The organism is Paenibacillus thermotolerans (assembly GCF_028745515.1).
GTDB lineage: Bacteria > Bacillota > Bacilli > Paenibacillales > YIM-B00363 > Paenibacillus_AE > Paenibacillus_AE thermotolerans.
In genome coordinates, this window is sequence record NZ_JAQZSG010000020.1 from 1 (window position 1) to 20,277 (window position 20,277).

At 58.3% G+C, this 20,277-nt stretch carries 23 protein-coding genes; 19 read left to right on the plus strand and 4 right to left on the minus strand.

Annotation, left to right across the window (positions count from 1 at the left end):
- The first annotated feature begins 419 nt into the window (after window positions 1–419).
- Window positions 420–620 carry a hypothetical protein gene (locus PT964_RS16260; protein WP_274364422.1) on the plus strand — a complete coding sequence of 67 codons (201 nt, stop codon included), beginning with the start codon at window positions 420–422 and terminating at the stop codon, window positions 618–620.
- Window positions 621–662: 42 nt separating this feature from the next.
- Here PT964_RS16260 and PT964_RS16265 read toward each other — a convergent pair whose 3' ends face one another.
- A complete protein-coding gene (locus PT964_RS16265; RefSeq protein WP_274364423.1) occupies window positions 663–1,187 on the minus strand; it encodes a YhjD family protein in 525 nt (174 codons plus the stop codon).
- A gap of 262 nt (window positions 1,188–1,449) precedes the next feature.
- On the opposite strand from PT964_RS16265, the gene PT964_RS16270 reads away from it, so the two are divergent.
- Window positions 1,450–1,875, plus strand: a complete 426-nt coding sequence (locus PT964_RS16270) for a cupredoxin domain-containing protein (RefSeq protein ID WP_274364424.1) — start codon at window positions 1,450–1,452, stop codon at window positions 1,873–1,875.
- 36 nt (window positions 1,876–1,911) lie between these two features.
- On the opposite strand, the gene PT964_RS16275 is transcribed toward PT964_RS16270, so the two are convergent.
- The gene (locus tag PT964_RS16275) at window positions 1,912–2,175 is read right to left on the minus strand and encodes a DUF2627 domain-containing protein (protein ID WP_274364425.1); all 264 of its coding nucleotides are present in this window, start codon (window positions 2,173–2,175) and stop codon (window positions 1,912–1,914) included.
- 189 nt (window positions 2,176–2,364) lie between these two features.
- Here PT964_RS16275 and lpdA point away from each other — a divergent pair, with 189 nt between their 5' ends.
- The 4 genes from lpdA to PT964_RS16295 all read left to right on the plus strand — a co-directional run bounded on the left by lpdA (window position 2,365) and on the right by PT964_RS16295 (window position 7,292).
- Window positions 2,365–3,798, plus strand: coding sequence for a dihydrolipoyl dehydrogenase (gene lpdA, locus PT964_RS16280; protein ID WP_274364426.1), 1,434 nt, complete (start codon window positions 2,365–2,367; stop codon window positions 3,796–3,798).
- Between the two features lie 65 nt (window positions 3,799–3,863).
- On the plus strand, window positions 3,864–4,889 hold the full coding sequence (locus PT964_RS16285) for a thiamine pyrophosphate-dependent dehydrogenase E1 component subunit alpha (RefSeq protein ID WP_274364527.1): 1,026 nt from the start codon (window positions 3,864–3,866) through the stop codon (window positions 4,887–4,889).
- Window positions 4,890–4,894: 5 nt separating this feature from the next.
- Window positions 4,895–5,875, plus strand: coding sequence for an alpha-ketoacid dehydrogenase subunit beta (locus PT964_RS16290; RefSeq protein ID WP_274364427.1), 981 nt, complete (start codon window positions 4,895–4,897; stop codon window positions 5,873–5,875).
- Window positions 5,876–5,909: 34 nt separating this feature from the next.
- Window positions 5,910–7,292 (plus strand): dihydrolipoamide acetyltransferase family protein, encoded by a 1,383-nt coding sequence (locus PT964_RS16295; protein WP_274364428.1) that lies wholly within the window; start codon window positions 5,910–5,912, stop codon window positions 7,290–7,292.
- An 11-nt stretch (window positions 7,293–7,303) separates the two neighbouring features.
- On the opposite strand, the gene prli42 is transcribed toward PT964_RS16295, so the two are convergent.
- On the minus strand, window positions 7,304–7,405 hold the full coding sequence (gene prli42 / locus PT964_RS16300; RefSeq protein ID WP_274364429.1) for a stressosome-associated protein Prli42: 102 nt from the start codon (window positions 7,403–7,405) through the stop codon (window positions 7,304–7,306).
- An 80-nt stretch (window positions 7,406–7,485) separates the two neighbouring features.
- Between prli42 and PT964_RS16305 the strand changes: the two genes are divergently transcribed.
- Complete coding sequence (locus PT964_RS16305) at window positions 7,486–8,625, plus strand: M20/M25/M40 family metallo-hydrolase (RefSeq protein ID WP_274364430.1); 1,140 nt, start codon at window positions 7,486–7,488, stop codon at window positions 8,623–8,625.
- Window positions 8,626–8,653: 28 nt separating this feature from the next.
- Here the strand turns inward: PT964_RS16305 and mciZ are convergent, their stop codons facing one another.
- Window positions 8,654–8,833 carry a Z-ring formation inhibitor MciZ gene (gene mciZ, locus PT964_RS16310; protein WP_274364431.1) on the minus strand — a complete coding sequence of 60 codons (180 nt, stop codon included), beginning with the start codon at window positions 8,831–8,833 and terminating at the stop codon, window positions 8,654–8,656.
- Window positions 8,834–8,964: 131 nt separating this feature from the next.
- On the opposite strand from mciZ, the gene PT964_RS16315 reads away from it, so the two are divergent.
- The 12 genes from PT964_RS16315 to PT964_RS16370 all read left to right on the plus strand — a co-directional run bounded on the left by PT964_RS16315 (window position 8,965) and on the right by PT964_RS16370 (window position 19,776).
- The gene (locus PT964_RS16315) at window positions 8,965–9,549 is read left to right on the plus strand and encodes an NUDIX hydrolase (RefSeq protein WP_274364432.1); all 585 of its coding nucleotides are present in this window, start codon (window positions 8,965–8,967) and stop codon (window positions 9,547–9,549) included.
- A gap of 15 nt (window positions 9,550–9,564) precedes the next feature.
- Window positions 9,565–10,749 carry an endonuclease Q family protein gene (locus PT964_RS16320; protein ID WP_274364433.1) on the plus strand — a complete coding sequence of 395 codons (1,185 nt, stop codon included), beginning with the start codon at window positions 9,565–9,567 and terminating at the stop codon, window positions 10,747–10,749.
- Window positions 10,750–10,833: 84 nt separating this feature from the next.
- A complete protein-coding gene (gene spoIIM, locus PT964_RS16325) occupies window positions 10,834–11,475 on the plus strand; it encodes a stage II sporulation protein M (RefSeq protein WP_274364434.1) in 642 nt (213 codons plus the stop codon).
- A gap of 75 nt (window positions 11,476–11,550) precedes the next feature.
- The gene (gene fur / locus PT964_RS16330) at window positions 11,551–12,045 is read left to right on the plus strand and encodes a ferric iron uptake transcriptional regulator (protein WP_274364528.1); all 495 of its coding nucleotides are present in this window, start codon (window positions 11,551–11,553) and stop codon (window positions 12,043–12,045) included.
- A 128-nt stretch (window positions 12,046–12,173) separates the two neighbouring features.
- A complete protein-coding gene (locus PT964_RS16335; RefSeq protein ID WP_274364435.1) occupies window positions 12,174–12,992 on the plus strand; it encodes an SDR family oxidoreductase in 819 nt (272 codons plus the stop codon).
- Between the two features lie 28 nt (window positions 12,993–13,020).
- Window positions 13,021–14,142, plus strand: a complete 1,122-nt coding sequence (ald, locus tag PT964_RS16340; protein ID WP_274364436.1) for an alanine dehydrogenase — start codon at window positions 13,021–13,023, stop codon at window positions 14,140–14,142.
- A 46-nt stretch (window positions 14,143–14,188) separates the two neighbouring features.
- Window positions 14,189–14,425: a DUF4227 family protein gene (locus tag PT964_RS16345; protein WP_274364437.1), complete on the plus strand. Its 237-nt coding sequence runs from the start codon at window positions 14,189–14,191 to the stop codon at window positions 14,423–14,425.
- 141 nt (window positions 14,426–14,566) lie between these two features.
- Window positions 14,567–15,463 carry a site-specific tyrosine recombinase XerD gene (xerD, locus tag PT964_RS16350; protein ID WP_274364438.1) on the plus strand — a complete coding sequence of 299 codons (897 nt, stop codon included), beginning with the start codon at window positions 14,567–14,569 and terminating at the stop codon, window positions 15,461–15,463.
- A gap of 97 nt (window positions 15,464–15,560) precedes the next feature.
- Window positions 15,561–16,736: a phosphopentomutase gene (deoB, locus tag PT964_RS16355; RefSeq protein ID WP_274364439.1), complete on the plus strand. Its 1,176-nt coding sequence runs from the start codon at window positions 15,561–15,563 to the stop codon at window positions 16,734–16,736.
- A 1-nt stretch (window position 16,737) separates the two neighbouring features.
- Window positions 16,738–17,583 carry a purine-nucleoside phosphorylase gene (locus PT964_RS16360; RefSeq protein ID WP_274364440.1) on the plus strand — a complete coding sequence of 282 codons (846 nt, stop codon included), beginning with the start codon at window positions 16,738–16,740 and terminating at the stop codon, window positions 17,581–17,583.
- Window positions 17,580–18,428, plus strand: coding sequence for a purine-nucleoside phosphorylase (locus PT964_RS16365; RefSeq protein WP_274364441.1), 849 nt, complete (start codon window positions 17,580–17,582; stop codon window positions 18,426–18,428). Before PT964_RS16360 ends, PT964_RS16365 begins: the two co-directional genes overlap by 4 nt.
- A 1-nt stretch (window position 18,429) precedes the next feature.
- Window positions 18,430–19,776: a pyrimidine-nucleoside phosphorylase gene (locus PT964_RS16370; RefSeq protein ID WP_274364442.1), complete on the plus strand. Its 1,347-nt coding sequence runs from the start codon at window positions 18,430–18,432 to the stop codon at window positions 19,774–19,776.
- Window positions 19,777–20,277 lie beyond the last annotated feature (501 nt).

Here is a 20,277-nt window from a genome sequence, read left to right on the forward strand (position 1 = left end):
ACTTTCACCCTAGAGATGACGCCCATGCTGGGCGTACATAACAAAAGACCCGGTTTCCCGGGTCTTTTGCGACGGCGCCGTTGATTTGGTTTTCTATCTCAGTTTCGGAAAGCATTCGGGCTTCGCTTTTTTAAGGCTAGGCCGCCGAGCGTCTAAAGCCTATTAATAGTCTTTAGCACATCCCTCGCTTCCTATATTGAGTTAGATCCCTCTCCGGTGCTTCGTTCCGTTGAATCGTCTAACGTTTCCAACGCAACCACGACCCTTCTCGTCGCCGTCTGAGTTTATTATGTCCGGGCGGCCGGCTCTTAATCGCGATACCGGCTGGAAATTTTATCCGGGACTCACGTATCAGCCGCTTCCGTAACGGGAACAATAGCTTCGTAAAACGACAGTTGTGTTCCGGAAGGGAGCAGATCATGATGAACGGATTGCTGCGATGGATCAGCCGGTTGAATTTGGTGCTCGTCTTTATTGTGCTATTCGCCGCTCACGGACTGTTATATTACGGATTAAGGAACGATAACTGGTTCTTCCTGGCATTGTCCGCCTCGCTGGTGTGGACGGGAGTGATTGCCTTCGTGCAGCTGCTTGCCGGAACCGGACAGCGGTCGAAATAAGGCAAGCAGTTTCAGCACCTCCGAGTATCGCCGGGCAAAGCCTTAATGCTGCGTCGCTGCAGGATTGTCCGCCGGATCCTGACCGGCCCGCTCGGGCGGAGCGGGTACGAATACATTCGGGGCCGGCTCGAGCAGCCAGGTCGGCTTCAAATGGGCCGGCAAATCGTCCCGGACGTATTTGCGGATGTCTTCGCCTAAATATTTGCGCATCCGCACCTCGGTTTCCGCCTTGACGAAATGCCACAGCATCTCGAAGCTCGCCTTGTATCCCCGGCACCAATATACGCAGCCGATGCCGTGCTCGTCTTTTCGCTCGTCGGTTATTTTGATGCCGCATACCCGAAGACGGCCCCGAAGCTTGGCTAAATCCTTCGTGACTCCGTCCATCGCCCGCTCGATAAGGTCGGCATAAGGCTGCTTGGTTTTCAGCTTGCTTTCCGCAATGATTTTGGCGTCCCGGTCGAATACGGTCAACAGCAAATGCAGGAGCAGCACTTCTTTAATCGTGCTCAGCTCATCCACCGCCGTAACCGGAGGAACCGCCGGCACGCGTTCTCGTTTCACCATGATGCATCACCGCACATATACGAATGTATGTTCTTATTGTATGCGAGATAGAACCGATTATGCAACTGTCAAATGTTTGTAATTTTTTGGGACTTCGAGGCGGCATTTACTTCGAGCGGAAGGCTATGATATAGTAACCATGGATTTTGCGGTCCGATTGTTCAAAAATTCGCCACTTTTGGAGCGCCAATACATACCCACAGGCGATGATGGAGTCATTATAATATGAGGATGTACAACTGTTTGAGGGGGAACTAACGAGATGTATAAATGGATCGTGGCTGTATTGTTTTTCGGAGCCAGCGCGCTCGGGGTCGGAATTTTGTTCAACGAGCTTCCGCAGGCGCCTTCGAAGGAAGATTTGGAGGCCGCAGCGAATTCGGTGACGATTACCGCATCCAACTTCCAATTCGATCAAGAGGAATACAAGGTAGAGCTCGGCTCCAAGAAGACGATTCGATTGGTGAACGAGCAAGGCCTGCACGGCATAGCAATCAAAGAGCTGGGCGTAGAGCTTCAAGGCGCGAAGCTGGAGCAAGAAGTGACGTTCGATAAGCCGGGCACCTACGAAATTCATTGTATCGTGCTTTGCGGCCCCGGCCATGGGGACATGGTGGCTAAGCTGACGGTTGCGGAAGGCGTGGAAAATGCGCCTGCAGCCGAAGGCGACGCAGCGGCCGCACATTAAAACAAAAATGAAAACAGCCTCCGGTGCCGAAAAAAGCTACGGCGACCGGGGCTGTTTTTTCTTTTTGAAGCGGGGGGCGACATAGTTGCGTTTGCGGTCGCGGTAAAAAATCCAGCCGCCGATAAAAGCGACCCCAAGAGCGAACATGACAAGCCCGAGCAGAAACGAAAGCCACGGAAACGAGGCCGGACCGAACGAGTGGAATACGGCGTCCTTCATCTTCAAAAAGCCGTAGGTCGCGATCCACCCGGGGATGACAAGCAGCAAAACGGCGATCAGCCGTGAAAATTTGGAAGGCATGCGGCATCGTTTTCCTTTCCCGCGAATTTGTCCGGTTTGTTAAACAACTCGGACAGTTCGGACACAATAAGTATTTTACCCTATTCGGACCCTCACAAAAAAGGTTACAATAATCAAAGAGTCTAACAAATTCATGAACGGCTCTGGAAAGCATAGAAATAGAGTAAGCATACCTGGAGGACAAGCACTATGAATCATACATATGACGTTGTCGTGCTGGGCGGCGGACCGGGCGGATACGCGGCGGCCATTCGCGCGGCGCAATTAGGCAAGAAGGTTGCCGTCGTCGAGAAGGCGGCGCTTGGAGGCACATGTCTGCACAAGGGCTGTATTCCGAGCAAAACGTTTCTGCGCAGCGCCGAGGTGTTCGCGACGGTAACGAAGAGCGAGCAATACGGAATCGTGCTGCAGGGCGAGGCTCCCGCCGTGGACTTCGGCCGGGTGCAGGAGCGCAAGAGCGGCATTGTGGAGGAGCTTCACCGGGGCGTCCAATTTTTGATGAAAAAATACGGCATCACCGTCGTGTACGGCACCGGCCGGCTGATCGGCCCGTCGATCTTTTCGCCGCAAAGCGGCGCAGTGGCGGTCGAAACGCCGGACGGGGAAATCGTCACGCTGCTGAACGAGCGGCTGATCGTCGCCACGGGCTCCAGACCGCGCGTGATCCCGGGCCTCGAACCGGACGGCGAATTTGTCCTTACGAGCGACGAGGCGCTGGAGCTGCCGCGCTTGCCGAAATCGATCCTGATCGTAGGCGGCGGCATTATCGGCGTCGAATGGGCGTCGATGATGGCCGATTTCGGCGTGGCGGTTACGCTGGTCGAAGCGTTCGACAGGCTGCTGCCGGGCGAGGACAAGGACATCTCGCGCGAGATGTCGGCGGCGCTGAAGAGGCGCGGCGTCGAGGTGCTGACGGGCGCGAAGACGCTCGGCGACACGCTGCAAAAGTCGGCCGCCGAGGGGCTCGTCCGCATCGAAGCGGAGGGCGCGAACGGACGAATCCGGCTGCAGGCCGAGCGCATGCTCGTCGCCATCGGACGAGCCCCTAACGTGGAAGGGTTCGGGCTGGAAAACACGAACGTCGTCGTAGAGAAAGGGGCCATTCGCGTCAACGGCTGGATGCAGACGAACGAGAGCCATATATACGCGATCGGCGACTGCACCGGAGGGATGCAGATGGCGCATGCGGCGAGCGAGCAGGCCAGAATAGCCGTAGAGCACATGTACGGCTTATCGCCCCGGGAATTCGACGCGGCGTTCATACCCCGGGCCGTATACTCAAGCCCCGAGGTCGCGTCGATCGGTCTGACGGAGGAGCAAGCGCGGGAAGCGGGCATGAACGTAAAGACGGCTAAGACGTTCTTCCGGGCGATCGGCAAAGCGCTCGTTTACGGCGAGAAGGACGGGTTCGTGAAGATGGTGGCAAACGGCGACACGAACGATATTGTAGGCGTACATATGATCGGAGCGAAGGTGACCGAGCTGATCGGGGAAGCGTCGCTGGCGAAGCTGCTCGACGCGGCGTCGTGGGAGCTCGGGGCCGCGGTGCATCCGCATCCGTCGCTGTCGGAGGCGCTTATGGAAGCCGCCCAGGCGGTTGACGGGCGCCCGGTCGGAATGTAAGATGAAGCCATGCGTTACTTTTATGACCTGGTACTAACACCCGGTCCTAAGGAGGTTTCACGTTGATCGACGAAAAGAAGCTCCATACTGAGCAGGCGAAGCATATCCAGTTAGGCTTGAACGATTTCGACGTCATCGCGATGTATAAGAAGATGAAGCTTGCGCGCAAATTCGACGAGCGGGCGCTCGTACTGCAGCGTGCGGGCAAAACGGGCTTTCACGTATCGGGCATCGGACAGGAAACGGCGCAGGTGGCGGCCGCCTATGCGCTGAGCCCCGGCACCGATATGCTTTTCCCGTATTATCGGGATTACGCGTTCGTGCTGTCCGTCGGGATGACCGTTCGCGATTTAATGCTGTCCTTGTTAAGCAAGGCCGAGGACCCGACGAGCGGCGGCCGCCAAATGCCGGGACATTTCGGAAGCAAGCGATTGAACATATTTACCGGCTCGTCTCCGGTGACGACGCAGGTTCCCCACGCGGTCGGAGCGGCGCTCGCCGCGAGGATGCGGGGAGAAGAGAGCGTAGCGTTCGCGACGTTCGGGGAAGGCTCCAGCAATCAGGGGGATTTCCATGAGGGCTGCAATTTCGCGGGCGTCTTCAAGCTGCCTGTCATTCTCATGTGCGAGAACAACCGCTATGCGATTTCCATCCCGGAGCATAAGCAGGTGGCGGGCCGAATCGTGGACCGCGCGATCGGCTACGGCTTTCCGGGCGTGCGCGTGGACGGCAACGACGCGCTGGAAGTGTACGCCGCCGTAAAGGAAGCGCGGCAGCGGGCGCTTGCGGGTGAAGGGCCGACCTTGATCGAGGCGATGATGTACCGCATATCTCCGCATTCCACCGCCGATAACGACTTGCTGTACCGGACGAAGGAAGAGGTCGAAGAGAACCGGGCGAAGGACGGGATTCCGCGGTTCAAAAACTATTTGATCGAGCACGGTTTGTGGGACGAAGGTAAAGAGGCGGCGCTGGACGCCGAGCTCGCGCGCGAAATACAGGAAGCGACCGAATACGCCGACCGTGCGCCGTATCCCGAACCGGAAACGACGATGCTTTACGTTTACGGCGACGAACGCATGGGAGGCTAACGGTTATGGCGGTTATGAAATACTTGGAAGCGATTCGTTCGGCCATGTCCGAGGAAATGGGGCGCGACGAACGGGTATTTGTATTGGGCGAGGACGTCGGCAAGGGCGGCGTCAATAATGCGACGAAAGGGATGCGCGATTTGTACGGCGAAGCGCGCGTGCTGGACACGCCGCTGGCCGAATCGGCCATTGCCGGCGTCGCGATCGGGGCGGCGATGCACGGAATGCGCCCGATTGCGGAAATGCAGTTCGCCGATTTCATCTTTCCGGCGACAAACCAAATTATTTCGGAAGCGGCGAAAATCCGTTACCGCTCCAACAACGACTGGGATTGTCCGGTCGTGATCCGCGCCCCTTACGGAGCGACGGGCGGCAGCGCGCTGTATCATTCGCAATGCCCGGAATCCGTATTCTTCGGCACGCCGGGACTGAAAATCGTCGCGCCCTCCACTCCTTACGATGCGAAGGGGCTCATGCTGGCGGCGATTCGAGATCCCGATCCGGTGCTTTATTTCGAGCATAAGAAATGCTATTTGTCGATTTCCGGCGAGGTGCCTGAGGGAGATTACACCGTTCCGATCGGCAAGTCGGACGTGAAGCGGCATGGAGAGGACATTACGGTCATTTCTTACGGCATGACGCTCCACTATGCGCTTACGGCGGCCGAGGAGCTGGCGAAGGAAGGTATCAGCGCCCACATTTTGGACTTGCGCACGATCCAGCCGCTCGACAAGGAAGGCATTCTCGAAGCGGCCGCCAAGACGGGCAAGGTGCTCATCGTGCACGAGGACAATAAGACCGGCGGCGTCGGCGCGGAGGTGTCCGCGATCATTGCGGAAGAGCTGCTGTACGATTTGGACGCGCCGATTATGCGGCTGTGCGGACCGGACGTGCCGGCTGTCGGCATGAGCCCGACGATCGAGAAATTTTTCCTGCTGAACTCGGATAAACTGAAGGAAGCTATGCGGAGCCTGGCGGAGTATTAACGCCAAGGCGGGGAACCGCGCAAGGAGGAATCTAATGAACGACACCTATACGAATCGCGGCGGCGCGAAGGCTGCAGTTCCGGTGACCGTGCCGCATTTGGCGGAAACTCTCGTTTCCGCCATCGTAGGCAAGTGGCTGATCAAGCCCGGAGATGCCGTGCGGCAATACGACCCGATCTGCGAGTTCGTTACCGATAAAGTCACGACCGAAATGCCGTCGCCGGTGGAAGGCGTAGTAACGGAGCTGTTGGTTGCGGAAGGAGCGGAGGCGGCGGTCGGAGAAGCGATCTGCCTCATTGCAAGCAGTCAAGGAGAAAGCGAACCGGCTGGCGGCCACGGCGCGGCGGGCGATACGGCGGGGTACGCCGGTTCTCAGCCGCAAGGCGCCGCAGGCGCGATGGATGCGGATCAGCCGATGAGACGGCGTTACTCTCCAGCGGTTCAAGCGCTTGCGGCGGAGCACGGACTGCGCTTGGACGACGCTCCGATTCGCGGTACCGGAATCGGAGGACGCATTACGCGGAAAGATATTATCGCTTATGTCGAAAGCGGCGCGCACCGAGCGGCTCCGTCCGCCCCACGCAGGGAGGCGCCCGCACCCGCGCCTGCGCCCGCAACGGCCGCCGCGGCAAACGCGCCGCTGTCACCGGTCCGCTCGAGCGGACTGCATCTGTCCGAGGAGCCGCGCATTCCGACGATCGAAGTGGAGGCGGGCGACAGCCGCGAATATTTCATCGACGTCACGCCGATCCGCAATACGATCGCAAGCCGGATGCGGCAGAGCGTAACGGAAATTCCGCACGCTTGGACGATGATCGAAGTGGACGTCACGAACCTTGTGAACTTGCGGAACAAAGTGAAGGACGAATTTTTCAAGCGCGAGGGTATCAACATTACTTATCTCGCCTTCCTATTGAAAGCGGTCGTCGGGGCGATCAAGGATTACCCGATCATGAACTCGGTGTGGGCGGTGGACAAAATCATCGTCAAGCGGGACATTAACATCTCGCTCGCCGTCGGAACGGAGGACAGCGTGCTGACGCCGGTCATCAAACAGGCGGACCGGAAAAATATCGCCGGCCTTGCGCGCGAAATCGACGAGCTGGCGCGAAAAACGCGCGCCGGGAAGCTGTCGCTTTCAGACATGCAGGGCGGCACAATCACGGTAAACAACACTGGCTCCTTCGGTTCCGTGCTGTCCTATCCGATCATCAATTATCCGCAAGCCGCGAATCTTACCTTCGAATCGATCGTCAAGCGGCCCGTTGTCATTAAAGACATGATCGCCGTCCGCTCGATGGTTAATTTGTGTCTGTCGCTTGACCATCGTATTTTGGACGGCGTCATTTGCGGACGGTTTTTGCAGCGCGTGAAGGAAAATCTGGAGTCGTTCGACGAGTCGTCCAATTTATATTAAAAGGCGACCGTTTAGGCCATAACAAACTGAATGCTTAACAAAACGGTGGAAAGCAGCATCGTGATCAGCATAATCCAAATGATGATTTTAAACAGGCGGTTATTGTTGTACATGGGTTGCTTTTCTCCTTTTCGAAATAGTCAAGCTTATGCTACATATTGTACCGCATCCGATCACTTGGAGGGAAATAAGAATGGTCCAGCAACAACGGCTTATCGACGAATTTTTCGAGCTTGTCCGAACGGACAGCGAAACGAAGCACGAGCGGGCGATTTGCGACCTGCTTACCGCCAAATTCACCTCGCTCGGCCTGAAGGTGACGGAGGACGATTCCGCGGCTCGCACGGGGCACGGCGCAGGCAATCTGATCGCAACCTGGGAAGCGACGGAAGGGATGGAGCAGGTTGCTCCGGTGCTGTTTACGTGCCACATGGACACGGTCGTGCCCGGCAACGGCATTAAGCCGCGCATCGACGACGACGGCTATATCCGCAGCGACGGCACGACGATTCTCGGCAGCGACGACAAGGCGGGCCTCGCCGCGCTGTTCGAAGGCATCCGCGTCGTAAACGAGCAAGGCTTGCCGCACGGCCGCGTGCTGTTCGTCATTACCGCAGGCGAAGAAAGCGGCCTCGTAGGCGCGCGCGCGCTGGACGCGAAATATCTCGAAGGCGCTAAGTACGGCTACGCGCTCGATTCCGACGGCAGCATCGGCATGATCTGCACAGCCGGACCGTGCCAGACGAAGATGCGTATCACCGTAACGGGCAAGGCGGCTCATGCGGGAGTAAACCCGGAAGCGGGCGTCAGCGCCATTACGGTCGCCGCGAAAGCGATCGCACGGATGCCGCTGGGCCGGATCGACCACGAGACGACCGCAAACATCGGCCGGTTCGAGGGCGGCGGCGAAACGAACGTTGTTGCAGACAAGGTGATCATTACCGCTGAAGCCCGGTCGCTCGTCAACGAGAAGATGGTGAACCAAATCGCGAAAATGCGGGAAGCGTTCGATTCGGCCGCCGCGGAATTCGGCGCAACGGTCGACTTCCAGGAAAACTTCCTCTACCCGGCATACAACTTCTCCGAGGATGAGCTTGTCGTGAAGGTCGCCATGGATGCGTTCAAGACGCTCGGCTTCGAGACGAGCACGTTCAAATCCGGCGGCGGAAGCGACGCCAATATGTTTAACGGCCTCGGCGTGCCGACCGTGAACCTGGCGATCGGCTACGAGCATATCCATACGACCAAGGAGCAAATCCGGGTGCAGGATATCGTCGATTCGGCCCGCGTCGTCGTCGCGATTATCGAGCAATCAATTAAAGTAAAAGCATAAGCAAACGAATGAACGCCCGCTGCCGCGATTATGTTTTCGCGGAGGCGGGCGTTTTCGTTCGGGAAGCGGCTTTCGTTCTTTTTTGCAGCGCATCGGAGAGCGTCGCTCCGCGCGTGTTCTCCGCCGCCGCAAGCGTCCTTAGCCGATGCCGGATTTCCCACGCCTTGCCTGTAAATCGTACCTCGCGTTCGCCGTAGTAGCTTTTCATTTTCGCATATCCCCTTTCACCGACGTCATTGGCCGAGCAGCCGAAGGGCCTCGTTTGGCCCGCCCGAAACGATTCAGGTATAATCACCATATGAATGAATGGGACAAGTTATGACGGGGAGGATATGAATTATGAATCAGAATCACACGGACAACCGAAACGAGCCGACGATCGGAACGAAGCAAGTGTTCAAAGGGCGAATCATTTCACTGCAGGTGGATGAGGTGCTGCTGCCCGGAGGCGCAACGTCGACAAGAGAAATCATTAAGCATCCGGGAGCGGTCGCAGTGATCGCGCTGGTCGACGGCAAGCTGCTGACGGTAGAGCAGTACCGAAAGCCGCTGGAGAAGTTCCAGGTGGAAATTCCGGCCGGCAAGCTCGACGCCGGCGAGGACCCGGCCGAAGCCGCAAGACGAGAGCTGCGCGAGGAGACGGGCTATACGTGCGAAACGATGACGCTGCTTCATTCGGTCCCGACTTCTCCCGGCTTCGCGGATGAAATCGTCCATATATACGTTGCCGACGGATTAACGCCCGGAGAGGCGCAGCCGGACGAAGACGAATATTTGAGCGCGGAGGCTCTCAGCATGGCGGATGCCGAACGGTATATTGCGGAGGGACGTATCTCCGACGCCAAAACGATAATCGCCTACTATGCCTGGAGGCTGTTTGAAGCGACCGGCACTTGGGGGATTCCGCAGCAGACAACGAAGTAGGGGGATGCAGAAGCGGTGAAAACGTATTACGCGGACCTGCACATTCACATCGGACGGACGGAAGCGGGACAGCCGGTAAAAATAAGCGGCTCCCGCGATCTGACGTTTTACAATATTGCGCGCGAAGCTTCCGACCGCAAGGGGATCGATATCGTCGGGATTATCGACTGCCAGTCTCCGGCGGTGCAGCGGGAAATCGAGGATTATTTGGATAAAGGCGAGATGAAGGAGCTATCCGGCGGCGGCATTGCATACGGCAATACGACGGTGCTGCTCGGCAGCGAGCTGGAGGTCAAAGACCCCGGCTGCGGTCCGGCTCATCTTCTCCTCTTTTTGCCGACGCTCTCCGTCATGAAGGATTTCACCGAATGGCTGTCGCGCTACATGAAAAATCCGAATTTAAGCTCGCAGCGCGTGTACGTCTCCGCGCGGGCGCTGCAGGAGGAGGCGGTCGGCCGCGGCGGCATCGTCATTCCGGCGCACATCTTCACGCCGCACAAGAGCCTTTACGGGAGCTGCTGCTCCCGGATGTCCGACGTCCTTGAGCCGGAGGACGTCATTGCCGTCGAGCTCGGCTTAAGCTCCGATACCGAGATGGCCGATACGATTCCCGAGCTCGGCGCGTTTCCGTTCGTGACGAATTCCGACGCGCACAGCCTCGGCAAAATCGCGCGCGAATACAATGCGCTGCGCCTCAAGGAGCCGACCTATGAAGAGGTCGTATCCGCTTTAAGGGGCGCCGAAGGCAGAGGCATCGAAGCGAACTACGGCCTGGAGCCGAGGCTCGGAAAATACCACCGCACGTATTGTGCGACGTGCGATACGCTCATCGAAGGCATGAATGAGCCGTCGCCGGACCGGCGCTGTCCGGTTTGCGGCGGCAAAAAATTAGTAAGCGGAGTCGCCGGCCGCATCGCGCATCTGAGCGCCTCGCAGCAGCCTTCGGACGAGTCGCGGAAGCCGGACCGGCCGCCATACGTTCATCAGGTGCCGCTTGAGTTCATCCCCGGCCTCGGTCCTAGAAAGAGGCTGGCGCTGCTGGAAGCGTTCGGCACCGAAATGAACGTGCTGCACAAGGCGACCTTGGAGCAGCTTGCCGACGTGGTCGGAGAGCCGCTTGCGGAGGCGGTCGAAGCCGCCCGAACAGGCCGAATGACCGTGTTTGAAGGCGGCGGCGGCAAGTACGGAAAGCTCAAGTAGCCCTCTTTCACTCTCTCATTTTCGTCATAGTTTCGGCCTGCTTTTCATATATAAAGAGCATGGCGAAGACAACGAAGGAGAGAGATGAAGCGAATGCAAAGCGTGTTTCGTGTTTATTCCAAGGAACAATTGCCGTTATATATGTTTGTATGCGTATTGTTCATTATGGGGGTCGTGTTCGGCGCGCTGCTGGTGAATGCTCTCACGCTGGAGCAGAAGCAGGAAGTAAGCCAGTATTTGAATACGTTCCTTCAATCGCAAGGGAAGGAGGCGGCGAGCGGCGGCCCGGTTTCCTTGCTTGAATCGTTCGGGGTTCATTTCAAATGGGTGCTTCTCATTTATTTGCTCGGGCTTTCCGTCGTCGGCGTGCCGATTATTTTAGTGCTCGATTTTTTAAAAGGAGTGCTGATCGGTTTTACGGTTGGTTATTTGGCGGGCCAATGGTCTTGGAAAGGGATGCTGCTGGCGCTTGCGTCCGTCGCGCCGCAAAATTTAATCGTCGTTCCCGCGATCATGATTTGCAGCGTCGCGGCCATCTCGTTCTCGTTCCTGCTCGTCCGCAGCAGGCTGCTGAACCGCTCGAATTCGGCGGGAAGGCCGTTCGCCGCGTTCTCGGGTGTCTGTCTTGCGCTGTGCGGCCTTTTGTTCATCGTAGCTTTATTTGAATCGTACGTATCTCCCTCGCTTCTTGCGTGGGTGACGCCGCTCGTGCTTGAAGGGGTTTGACTTACAGCAATTTCACCCCCTATAATGAAGACAAGCATTGACACCGTGCGCGAGAGGGGGAACTCGGTCATGGAGATGGAGGCGCGCATCGAGAAGATTAAGGGGCAGCTTCAGTCGCAAGGGTATAAGTTGACGCCGCAGCGCGAAGCGACCGTGCGCGTTCTGCTTGAGCACGAGGAAGACCACTTAAGCGCGGAAGACGTATTCATGCTCGTTAAAGACAAAGCCCCGGAAATCGGCTTGGCGACCGTTTACCGAACGTTGGAGCTGCTGAGCGATCTTCATGTGGTGGAAAAGATGAATTTCGGCGACGGCGTTGCCAGGTACGATTTGCGCAACGACAGCACAAGGCATCATCACCATCATCTGATCTGCGTGCAATGCGGAGCCGTGGACGAGATTATGGAAGATTGGCTTCTGCTGCTGGAAGAGAGACTGGATCGGGAGTACCGGTTCACGGTGCTTGACCATCGGCTCGATTTTCAAGGCATTTGTCACCGCTGCCGCGACAAGAATGCGCAAGATAGGAATACAATAGATCAACCGACGAATCGCACTCCTTCCGCTTAAGGGGTGTTTTTTGCGTATTCTTTTGACCGCGGGTTAATTCCTGCCAGTTCGCCGCCGAATCACATATTTTGCGACGGGGGCGGCATCCTATTTTTCGTCCGAATCTTATTGCGAAAGGATGAAAAAAGATGTCTCTGTTAACGGCGGAAAGGAATGCGGCGGCTACGGCAAAACGGCTGGAAGGCAAAACCGCGCTTGTGACCGGAGCCGGATCCGGCATCGGAAGAGCGGCCGCTTTAAAGCTGGCGGAGGAAGGAGCCAATATCGTTCTCGTCGATCTGAAAGAAAACAATGCCGAGCAGGTCGAGCAGTCGATCAAGAAGGCAGGCGGAGAAGCGCTGGTCGTCGACACGGACGTGTCCGATGCGAATCGCGTGGAGCAAGCGGTGCGCGCTGCAGTGGACCGCTTCAAGACGATCGACGTCGTCTTCGCGAACGCGGGCATCAACGGTACGGTCACGCCGATTGAGGAGATGACTCCCGAGCAATGGGGGCAAACGCTGACCACCAACCTGTTCGGCACGTTCTACACGGTCAAATATGCGATCCCTCATATGAAAGAGAACGGGGGAAGCGTCATCGTGACGAGCTCGATCAACGGAAGCCGCACCTTCTCGTTCTTCGGGGCGTCGGCTTATGCGACTTCGAAGGCGGGGCAGGTGGCGTTTGCGAAGATGGCGGCGCTGGAGCTGGCTCAATATAAAATTCGGGTCAACGTCATTTGTCCCGGCGCGATCAAGACGAATATAAGCCAAAACACGCACAAGACGGACGCGGTGAACGATATTTCCATTCCGGTGAAATACCCGAAGGGAAATCAACCGTTGGAGCACAAGGCGGGGTCGCCGGAGCAGGTGGCCGATTTGGTGCTGTTTCTTGCGAGCAATGAATCCAGCCATATAACCGGATCGGAAATTTTTATCGACGGAGCGGAATCGCTGTTGTAAGCATATCAGCGAAAAGGGGTAAGCAACCATGATCATCGGGGTGCCGAAGGAAATCAAAAACAATGAAAACCGGGTCGCCTTAACGCCGGCGGGGGCGGGCATGCTGAAGGCGGCGGGGCATGAAGTCGTCGTCGAGACGAATGCGGGCTACGGCAGCGGCTTCGAGGACGGCGACTATGCGAAGGAAGGCGCGCGCATTGCGACGCACGCGGACGATGTTTGGTCGGCCGCGGACATGATCATGAAGGTGAAGGAGCCGCTGCCGGAGGAATACGGACGGTTCAAAGAGCGGCAAATGTTGTTCACGTATTTGCATCTTGCCGCAGCGGGCGATTTGACGGATGCGCTGCTTGCCAAGAAAGTGTCCGCCGTCGCGTACGAGACGATTCAATTGAAGAACGGCTCCTTGCCGCTGCTGACCCCGATGAGCGAGGTGGCCGGACGGATGTCCGTCCAGATCGGCGCGCGCTTTCTGGAAGCGTATAACGGCGGCCGCGGCGTTCTGCTCGGCGGCGTACCCGGCGTACCGCCGGCCGAGGTCATCATCCTCGGCGGCGGCGTCGTCGGCATGAACGCGGCCAGAATGGCGCTCGGCCTTGGGGCGAGTGTCGTTATCATCGAGCGCAGCGCGGAGCGGATGCGCTATATCGACGAAGTGTACGACGGCCGAATTTCGACGCTCATGTCCAATCCGTACAACATCGCGAGCGCCGTGCAGAAGGCGGATTTGCTCATCGGCGCCGTCCTCATTCCGGGCGCGCGGGCGCCGAAGCTCGTGACGGAGGAAATGGTATCCCGGATGAAGCGGGGGGCCGTAATCGTCGACGTGGCGGTGGATCAAGGCGGCTCGATCGAGACGATCGACCGTGTGACTACGCACAGCGATCCGACTTACGTCAAGCACGGGGTCATCCATTATGCGGTCGCCAACATGCCGGGCGCCGTTCCGCGCACGTCGACGCTCGCGCTGACGAACGTGACGCTTCCTTACGCGCTTCTGCTCGCGAACAAAGGGCTGGAGGCCGCGCTGCAGGCGGATGAAGCGCTGCTGCTCGGACTGAATACGTACGCCGGGCACGTCGTTCACGAAACGGTCGCCGGCGCGGTCGGCAAACCGTATACGCCCGCACGAGAGCTGCTCAAGACATAAATAGGAGGACAAGTTCATATGCTATCCTCGAAGGAGAGTGACGCATATGATACTTTCGTTCCGGCGTGCGCTCGAGCGCCTCAAATTTCTCGTTTTGTTCGCCGTATTCACATATGTGCTGTACCATTTGTTCGGCTACGTCTCCGCATGGGTCGGCCCGGACAAATACCGCGAACCGGAAGGCAAAGCCGTCAAAGCGTTCAACAGCAGCGATACCGTCCCCGGCTTCGATCATGAAACGTTCAAGGACCGGCTTAGGTTTTTTTACTGGTACGGCGAGTAAGACACCCCATGAAGACATCGGAGCTTCCGGTGTCTTTTTTGCGCCGGGGAGGGAATGAGGGTGCCGGCGGCGAACCTTTTGAAAGCGCGCTTCGTGTTGTTCGAAGGCGGTATTTTAACAGGATAAGGGTGTATCGATGCGTTGAAACAGCACTTGCAATCATTCATTCATTATTTGGCGGTGGAACGCGGTCTTTCGCGAAATACGCTGGAAGCTTACGAACGGGACCTTACGTTATTTATCGAATATTTGGAGAACGCCGGCGTGAAAAGCTTTGAAGAGTCGACTTCGGCGCATGCGCTTCATTTTTTGTCCGCGGACAAGCTTTCGGGCAAAGCTTCGGCGACGCTGTCGCGGCGGCTCGTATCGATTAAAGCGCTCTACCGTTTTCTCGTATCGGAAAAAATAATTTCGGTCAATCCGACGGCATCGTTCGCTTCGCCGAAGCCTCAAAAAAAATTACCAGGCGTCATGACCGCGGACGATGTCGAGAGGCTGCTCGCCGCGCCGGATGCCAGGACGCCGGCAGGCATGCGGGACCGGGCGATGCTGGAGCTGCTGTACGCCAGCGGAATGCGGGTTTCGGAGCTGCTCTCGCTCGATTTGGGCAGCGTGCATACGGGCATGGGCTTCGTCAAAGCGCTGGGCAAAGGCTCGAAGGAAAGAATTATTCCGATCGGGCGAATGGCCGTTTCGGCTTTGAACGATTATATCTTATATGCGCGGGGGAAGCTGCTGAAGGGTCCGCGTGCGGAGGATGCGCTCTTTTTGAGTCATGTCGGCAAACGGATGACCCGGCAGGGGTTCTGGAAGCTCATCAAAAAGTACGCCTCGGAAGCAGGTATTGTCGTGGAAATAACGCCTCATACGCTGCGGCATTCGTTCGCGACCCATCTGCTCGAGGGCGGAGCCGACTTGCGGGCGGTTCAAGAGATGCTGGGCCATGCGGATATTTCCACCACGCAAATTTATACGCATGTCGCCAAATCGCGGCTGAAAGAAGTGTACGACCGGACGCATCCCCGCGCCAAGAAATAAAGTGCCGGGACTTTTGCATCAGACAAGCGACTAATGAGATAATGAAATCATAGTGGTCAATAAAAGTTACCGCTTGAGCCAAGGGGGATTGACGTTTTTGCGCACGTTTGATCGAATTTGTTTTATCGTACTCGACAGCGTCGGGATCGGGGAGCTGCCGGACGCCGATCAATTCGGGGACAAAGGCTCGCATACGCTCGGGCATATCGCCGAGAAGGTGCCGTCGATGAAGCTGCCGAATTTGCGGAATTTGGGTCTCGGCAACATCGCCGAAATGGCGGGCATCCCGCCGGCGGATGCGCCGCAAGGCAATTATGCCAAGATGGCGGAGGTGTCGGTCGGCAAAGACACGATGACCGGACATTGGGAGCTGATGGGGCTGAACGTGAAGATCCCGTTTCAGACGTTCCCGAACGGGTTTCCGGCGAAGCTGATCGAGCAGTTCGAGCAGGAGACCGGCCGGCGCGTCATCGGCAACAAGCCCGCATCCGGAACGGAAATATTGGACGAGCTCGGCGAAGAGCAGATGAAGACGGGGGCGTGGATCGTCTATACGTCCGCGGACAGCGTATTCCAAATCGCCGCGCACGAAGAAGTGATTCCGCTGGAGGAGCTGTACGACGCTTGTCGGATTGCGCGCCGTCTGACGCAGGGCGAATTCGCGGTCGGACGCGTCATTGCGCGCCCGTATGTCGGCAAGCCGGGAGCGTTCAAGCGGACGCCGAACCGCCACGATTACGCGGTTAAGCCGCCGGAGGCGACGGTGCTGAACGGACTGAAGGATGCGGGGCTCGATGTGATTGCGGTCGGGAAAATCAACGATATTTTTTCCGGGGAAGGCATCACGGAAGCAATGCCGACCAAGAGCAACGCGGACGGCATCGCAAAGACGATCGACACGATGCGGAAGCAATTTAAGGGACTGTGCTTCGTTAATTTGGTCGACTTCGATTCGTTGTTCGGGCATCGGAGAGACCCGCAAGGGTACGCGGGCGCACTGGAGGAGTTCGACCGGGCGCTGCCGGAGTTGATGGGCACGCTGTCCGGGAACGATTTGCTCATCCTGACGGCGGATCACGGCAACGACCCGACCCACAGCGGGACGGATCATACGAGAGAATACGTACCGCTGCTGGTTTGGAGTCCGGCGCTGCAGGGCGGCCGTTCGCTCGGAGTGCGGTCGACTTACGCCGATGCCGGTGCGAGCGTCGCGGAAAACTTCGGCGTGCGGGGAACGGGCAACGGAAATTCGTTTATGAAGGAGCTGGTATAGCATGAGCGGCAACGCAGGAAAAGAGGAACAAGCCGTTTCGGCCATGATTCGGGAAGCATCCGATTATATTCGCAGCAAGACGAACATTTCTCCCGAGATCGGCCTCATTCTCGGCTCGGGTCTGGGCGTACTTGCGGACGAAATTACCGAATCGGTCGCGATCCGTTATGAAGACATTCCGCACTTCCCGGTATCCACCGTGGAAGGGCACGCGGGAGAGCTGCTCATCGGAACGCTTTCCGGCAGAAAGGTGCTTCTGATGAAAGGCCGGTTTCATCAATACGAAGGCTACGGCGCGACCGAGGTATCGTTCCCGGTCCGCGTCATGAAGGCGCTCGGCGTTCGCACGCTGCTTGTGACGAATGCGGCAGGCGGCATCAACAAGCAGTTCGAGCCGGGCAATTTGATGCTCATTTCCGACCATATCAACTTTATGTTCCGCAATCCGCTCATCGGGCCGAACGATCCCGCCATCGGCGTCCGTTTCCCGGACATGTCGGAGGCGTACAGCAAGCGGCTGCGCGCGGCGGCCCGGCGCGTCGCAGAGAAGGAAGGCATTCCGCTGCAGGAAGGCGTCTACATCGGGCTGCTCGGTCCGACGTACGAAACGCCGGCTGAAATCCGCATGATGCGGACGCTCGGCGCGGATGCGGTCGGCATGTCCACCGTGCCGGAGACGATCGTGGCGCGCCATGCCGGCATCGAGGTGCTCGGCATCTCGTGCATCAGCAATATGGCGGCGGGCATTCTCGATCAGCCGCTCTCGCACGATGAAGTGATGGAAACGGCGGAGCGGGTCAAAGATACGTTCATTCGTTTAGTGAAAGGAATTGTTCCGGAGCTATGAGTACATATTACGAGCAAGTACAAGAAGCCGCAGAAGCGCTTCGCGCGAAAATCGGCGAACGCCGTCCGTCCATCGGTCTTATTTTAGGCTCGGGTCTCGGCGATTTGGCGAACGAAGTGAAAGACGCGGTGAAGATCGATTATACCGAGCTTCCGCATTTTCCAGTATCTACGGTTGAGGGTCATGCGGGACAATTTGTCGTCGGCGAGCTTGAAGGCAAGCAAGTGATCGTCATGCAAGGGCGATTCCATTACTATGAAGGGTATTCGATGCGAAAGGTCGTATTCCCCGTCTATGTGATGAAGCTGCTCGGCGTCGCTTCGCTCGTCGTTACGAATGCGGCCGGCGGCATGAACCGGGAATTTCAGGCCGGTGATTTGATGCTGATCAGCGACCATATCAATTTGACGGGCGACAACCCGCTCATCGGGGCGAACGATCCGCGCTTCGGCGTACGCTTTCCGGATATGTCCTCCGCTTACGACAAGGAGTACCGGGCATTGGCGCGCCGCTTGGCTTCGGGAGTTTCGGGACCGGACGGTAAGGCGCTGCGGCTCGTCGAAGGCGTTTATTCCGGCATCAGCGGTCCTACCTACATGACGCCTGCGGAGCTCATTATGCTGGCGCGCGTCGGCGGCGACGCGGTCGGCATGTCTACGGTCGGCGAGGTCATCGCCGCGAAACATGCAGGCATGCGCGTGCTCGGCATTTCGTGCATTACCGATATGGCGATCGGCGAGGAGCTGGAGCCTTTGACGCACGAGCAGGTCGTCGCGGTGGCGAATCGGACGAAGCCGATGTTTAAATCGCTCGTACGTTCGTTCGTCCGCGAGGTGAACGGTTAATATGCGGGCCGTCGATTTGATAGGGCTGAAGCGGGACGGCGCGGAATTGACGCCGGAGCAGATCGCGTTTCTTGTGCGCGGCTACGTCGGCGGCACCATACCGGATTACCAGATGGCGGCTTGGGCGATGGCGGTCGTGTTCCGCGGCATGACGGCGCGGGAGACGGCCGCGCTCACGATGGAGATGGCGCATTCGGGAGATATGATCGATTTAAGCGCCATCCCCGGCGTAAAGGTCGACAAGCATTCGACCGGCGGCGTCGGCGATACGACGACGCTGGTGCTGGCCCCGTTAGTCGCCGCCGCAGGCGTTCCCGTAGCGAAAATGTCCGGGCGCGGGCTCGGGCATACGGGCGGGACCGTCGATAAGCTCGAGTCGATTCCGGGCTTTCGCGTCGAGCTGTCCCAGGCGGAGTTCGTCGAGCAGGTGAACCGGATCGGCGCGGCGGTTATATCGCAATCCGGCAACATTACTCCTGCCGACAAAATGCTCTACGGCCTGCGCGATGTGACGGCCACGGTGGAGTCGATTCCGCTGATCGCAAGCTCCATCATGAGCAAAAAAATCGCCGCAGGCGCAGACGCCATCCTGCTGGACGTAAAGACGGGCGGCGGGGCGTTCATGAAGACGCTGGACGATTCGATCGCGCTCGCTTCTGCGATGGTAGGTATCGGCGCCGAGGTCGGGCGCGAAACGGTTGCCGTCATCAGCGACATGAACCAGCCGCTCGGCAATGCGGTGGGCAACGCGCTCGAGGTGCGCGAGGCGCTTGCGGTGCTGCGCGGCGAGCAGGGCGTGTCCCGCGACTTGATCGAGGTGTGCCTCGCGCTCGGCGCGCACATGCTTGTGCTGGGCCGTCGCGCGGGCACCGTGGATGAGGCACGCAGCATGCTGCAGGAGCTGCTGGTTAACGGCGGCGCGCTGCGCAAGTTCGCCGAGATGATCGCCGCGCAGGGCGGGGATGCGTCGGTCGTCGATTCGCCCGACCGTTTGCCCGCCGCTGGCGCGGTCATTCCCGTAGCCTCGCTTGCGGCGGGCTACGTGGGTGCGATCCGTGCCATTGATATCGGCACGGCCGCGATGCTGCTCGGCGCCGGCCGAGCGACGAAAGAGTCGCGCATCGACCTGTCGGTCGGCATCCGCTTGCTGAAGCGGATCGGCGACCGGGTAGAAGCGGGCGAGCCGCTCGCAGAGCTGCACGCGAGCGAAGCGATGAGCCGCGGCGGCGATGCGCTCGCGGAAATTTCGCGGCAGGTGGCGGACGCCTACGCCCTGCAGAGCGAGCCGGCGGCCGCGCCGCCGCTCATTCGCGCCGTCGTTTCCCGCAACGGTGTACACCGGATGTGAAACGACGCGTTTTGTAGAAACCGAGTCTATTTGGCTCGGTTTTTTTGTCATTCATTTAGTGACCGAGTTATTATCGCTTTCATTTTTGCCGTCATCACTTTCTTGAATTCAAAGGACGCCGCTCGCGTTTTTCTTGATTGTATGGGTTTGTGTTTGCACGGTCCTTTTCACCACTCTCCCCTTCGCTCAGCAACGGTCGTAGTGCGTCACCCACGTTTAGCCCGTACGCTGCCCCTCGCACGCCAGAACTGCCCTACGCACCCAACACCGTCCTTCGCGCGCCAACGCTAGCTATTCGCCGGTCAAGCCGCCTATGCCACTACTTCCTTTGCACGGTCCTTTTCACCACTCTCCCCTTCGCTCAGCAACGGTCGTAGTGCTTCACCCACGTTTCGCCCGTACGCTGCCCCTCGCACGCCAGAACTGCCCTACGCACCCAACACCGTCCTTCGCGCGCCAACGCTAGCTATTCGCCGGTCAAGCCGCCTATGCCACTACTTC